The organism is Leucobacter sp. M11 (assembly GCF_035726885.1).
Classification (GTDB): Bacteria; Actinomycetota; Actinomycetes; order Actinomycetales; family Microbacteriaceae; genus JAPFRB01.
In genome coordinates, this window is record NZ_JAPFRB010000003.1 from 630,829 (window position 1) to 631,298 (window position 470).

The 470-nt window shown below is 72.6% G+C and carries 1 pseudogene; it reads left to right on the forward strand.

From position 1 onward, the window contains the following. A pseudogene (locus OOT08_RS11360) lies at window positions 1-470 on the forward strand (ABC transporter ATP-binding protein); the annotation flags it as partial.

The following is a 470-nucleotide window of genomic DNA, read 5'->3' on the forward strand; positions in this document are numbered from 1 at the left end:
ATGCTCGGCGACCCAGAGGTGCTCATCCTGGACGAGCCGATCAACGGCCTCGACCCCGACGGCGTGCTCTGGGTGCGCTCGCTCGTGCGCCGCCTGGCGGCCGAGGGCCGGACGATCCTGCTGTCGAGCCACCTGATGAGCGAGATGGCCCAGACCGCGGACCACATCATCGTGCTGGGCCGCGGCCGCGTCCTCGCTGACGCCCCCGTCTCCGAGTTCGTGAGCGCCGGGAGCCGACGCACGGTCCGCGTGGCCAGCCCCGACTCCGCCCGGCTCGCGACCCTGCTCGGCGCCCCGCACATCACCATTACCCGCGGTGAGCGGCCCGACACCCTGATGCTCGACGGCATTGAGGCGGCCCAGGTGGGCCAGGTCGCGGCGAGCCACGGCCTCGTCCTGCACGAGCTGAGCACGGCCTCTGGCTCCCTGGAGGACGCCTACCTCCGGCTCACCCGCGACGACGTCGAGTA